Here is a 3,188-nt window from a genome sequence, read left to right as displayed (position 1 = left end):
AGGAGCGGTCAAAGGTGTCTGTTTGATGCCGCAACTATAATCTATTTAATCGGAGTCCGTATGACCTGTCGTGGCGGCCCGCGCAGCCGGGCATTGTGGCGCAGGGGAATACCGGGGTGCGGCCGGAACACCGGGGGCGCGGGCTGGGTGGGTGGTTGAAGGCGGCGAACATCCGGGAGGTGCAGCGGCTGAACCCGGCCGCGACCGAGATCCGGACGCAGAACGCGGATAGCAACGGGCCGATGCTGAAGATCAACGCGGCGCTGGGGTTCCGGCCGTTCATGGCGTCGACGGTCTGGCAGGGGGCCGTGAACGCTGTGCTGGAGAGCCTCGAGCGGCGTCTGACCTGAGTGGGCTGCCGGTGGGGCGCGGCGCCCGCCGGGTCATTGTTCCGTCAATGACTCTGCGAGGGGTCTTTGATGGGAAGCGCTTCTGTCTCTTCTGCGCGTTGGAGAATTTTCCAGAGGCTGACATCGCAGGCTCTGGCTAACGCAGCGGCGTTTTCGAGGCTGATTCGAAACTCGCCTCTTTCGACACGTCCAACGAAGGTGCGGTCGAGTTGCGCTCTGGCGGCCAGTTCCTCCTGTGAGTATCCCAACTCCAGTCGGATCTGCCGGATGTGTGACCCGAAAGCTGTTGATAGAGGGGTCCGCTGTAGGGGAGGACCAGGGGGGCGTTCGCCGTTGGAAGGCATTGCTCCACGCTTCCAGGGTCATGACTGACATTCCACGGCATATATGCATCAAACTGTGGTAAAGTGACCTGACGCTCAGGAGCGCCCAGACTCCAACGAACTGGCGGTCGGGCCTCGTCAGACCGACCGGTCCTACTCGTGAGCAGAGTTTCTATGTGGAGCTCCGAATATGGGAACGCCTGTAGCAAGCGGCCGAACGTTTAGCCTTGAAGCTTTACGTAAAAAGTATCGACTAAGATAGCTTAAGGGGGGGATTTTCTTGGGTGGAGGAGCGATGAGGGTAGCCGAGAGATACGGATGGAGTTCTTCGAGATTCAAGAACCATTCCAGTTATAATCGCGGTGTAACAAATTCTGTGGAGATTAGCCGTAATGTAAGTGTATTTTTGATGAGGCAATCAGTCTCACTGTCAGCAAAATTGGGTGGTCTGCTCTTCGGCTACCACAAGGGTGACTGTCTGAAAATAGTGATGGCGAGTTCGGTTGGCATGCCTTACTGGTATGAGGGTGGGCGCGGTGATGGGCTTGAGATAGATCCAAAGTTTGCCTTGGGTCTAGGTGAGGCAGTTCATCATATTTATGGCGGGGAAGTAGATTGGTTCGGTAGTTGGTTTATGAATACGGAAGATGAAGAATTGAGGCTTCAGAAAGATATGGATGTTCTGGCCCATGGAACCGCGATAGGAATGCTTGATAGCTGTAGCATACTTTTGAGTATTGGATGGAAAGATGGTGAATTTGTAATTAAAGCGTATAGCTCTGACAAAGATGAAGGCGATTATGAAATCCCAAATAAAATTTTGAAATAGCCTTGCGCATGCTCAATGTGGGCAAAGGTGTCAAGCCCCCTGGGATGAGGCCGGCCAGGGCCCCGTCGCGGTCCTGGCCGGCCTCATGCGCTGACCCGGTACTCGGCCTTTCGGCCGACCGCTAATCACAGACATCCACATGTTACGTATGCGTGCCCACGGTATACGCAAGAGGCATCCGGATTCCGTTTGTTTCATTCACAACCCGTAACAGCAGCTTGCCAACTCCACGTCCGGAACTCTCCCGGCTCCTACTCGCATCTGCTCGGATTGAATGGACTGCAAAGGCCATTCAATCCGAGTCCGTATCAGCGTTCGTGGTGGTTGCGCAGATCCGGAGGTGTGTCAGGACCGGGTGGCCTTTCTGAGTTTGACAAGCGGCCGTAAGGACTCTTCGGAGTGGAGACCGAGGTGGTTCTGGGCGGCCTGGCGGGTCTTGGGGGTGAGGTCCTGCTGGAGGAGGCGTAATCCAGCGGCGTGGCGCAGGGCGTGCCAGGCGCGGTAGGTGACGCCGGCACGCTGGCAAAGGAAGTGCAGGCGTTTTCGCAGGTAGAAGGTGGTGGGGAGGTCGAAGAGGGGTCCCGCAGCGCTGAACAGGGCGGTGTGGCCCTGCTGGTGGCCCCAGCGTTCCAGGGCATTCATGAGGGCCTCGGTGGCCTGGACGGTGCGTCCGGTGAGCTTGATCTGCCCCTGGGCGAAGTCGATGGACTCGAAGGTGAGGTTCTGCACTTCGGGGCCGGTGAGGCCTCCGTGCGCGCCCAGAAGGACCAGTGCGCGTTCTTCGAGATTGGCTTCCTGAAGGAGCCGGTCGATGTCACTGGGGCTGTAGACGGGTCGGTGGTCGTGCGGGCGGTTCAGGGCGCCTTTGATGTCCCGGAAGGGGTTGTTCTTCGTGAGGCTCTCTGCCTGGAGGAGGTCGTAGAGGGTGCGGACCTGGGTGAGGCGGTTTTTGTGGGTAGCGGGAGCGTAGTGCTCGGCCAGCCAGGCGCTGTACGCGTCGGCCTGCGTGGGGGTGGCGTGCAGGAGGCTGCCTCGGGTCTCCTCCATCCAGCGGAAGTACACGCGGATGCCGCTGAGGACGTTGAGGTGGGTGGCGCTGCCGGGCGGGCCCGGCAGGAGGGGAGTGAGGGCGTCCAGAGCGCCGTGCAGGTCTCCGTGGCGGAGCAGGTGGTGGAGGTCGGTGGGCGCTGCACTCACGCTTACCAGTATATAAAAGGTTAGTGCTCAGAAGAGTCAGCTCCTTCCTGCTTCTGCCCATGCCTGAGCCTGTGAAAAAGCTAGAGAGGGGTGGGAGTGCAGAGTAGGCGGGAGTGGTGAGACTGGTTCGTCTCTTATATACTGGTTTGGTAGTTGGCCGGAACTATGCCCGACAGGAAACGCCTTGAGGCCGTGACAGCCACGCTCGCAGCGTCCAAACGCGATCGGTCAGCCCAATCGCCATCGCCGGTGTGCGCTGCAGGTACCGTTGACGTCCCTTCGGGACGTCAAGCTTCTTCCGTAGCCCACGTTGCGTTCGGCACCAGTTGTAGGCCCCCTGGACCAGATGAGCCAGACTCACCCGGTGGACCGTCAGCCTCGCGAATGCGAGGCTTTTCCTCGCCAAGTGGGGATTCATCCGTCTTGCCGTCGCGTTCTGACGCTCCACGGCGGAGGTGTTGGGCTTCCGGTAGCCCAACCGCTGCAGTT

General features: G+C 59.3%; 4 protein-coding genes. 2 read left to right on the top strand and 2 right to left on the bottom strand.

Annotation, left to right across the window (positions count from 1 at the left end; genetic code table 11):
* Window positions 1-155 precede the first annotated feature (155 nt).
* The gene (locus IEY70_RS20660; protein WP_189066914.1) at window positions 156-350 is read left to right on the top strand and encodes a hypothetical protein; all 195 of its coding nucleotides are present in this window, start codon (window positions 156-158) and stop codon (window positions 348-350) included.
* A 44-nt stretch (window positions 351-394) separates the two neighbouring features.
* On the opposite strand, the gene IEY70_RS21465 is transcribed toward IEY70_RS20660, so the two are convergent.
* Window positions 395-694: a helix-turn-helix domain-containing protein gene (locus IEY70_RS21465; protein WP_189066913.1), complete on the bottom strand. Its 300-nt coding sequence runs from the start codon at window positions 692-694 to the stop codon at window positions 395-397.
* A 274-nt stretch (window positions 695-968) separates the two neighbouring features.
* Here IEY70_RS21465 and IEY70_RS20650 point away from each other — a divergent pair, with 274 nt between their 5' ends.
* The gene (locus IEY70_RS20650) at window positions 969-1,502 is read left to right on the top strand and encodes a hypothetical protein (protein ID WP_189066912.1); all 534 of its coding nucleotides are present in this window, start codon (window positions 969-971) and stop codon (window positions 1,500-1,502) included.
* Between the two features lie 345 nt (window positions 1,503-1,847).
* Here IEY70_RS20650 and IEY70_RS20645 read toward each other — a convergent pair whose 3' ends face one another.
* Window positions 1,848-2,699: a tyrosine-type recombinase/integrase gene (locus IEY70_RS20645; RefSeq protein WP_189066911.1), complete on the bottom strand. Its 852-nt coding sequence runs from the start codon at window positions 2,697-2,699 to the stop codon at window positions 1,848-1,850.
* Window positions 2,700-3,188 lie beyond the last annotated feature (489 nt).

Source organism: Deinococcus seoulensis (assembly GCF_014648115.1).
Lineage (GTDB): Bacteria > Deinococcota > Deinococci > Deinococcales > Deinococcaceae > Deinococcus > Deinococcus seoulensis.
This window is presented reverse-complemented; position numbering and strand designations above follow the sequence as displayed.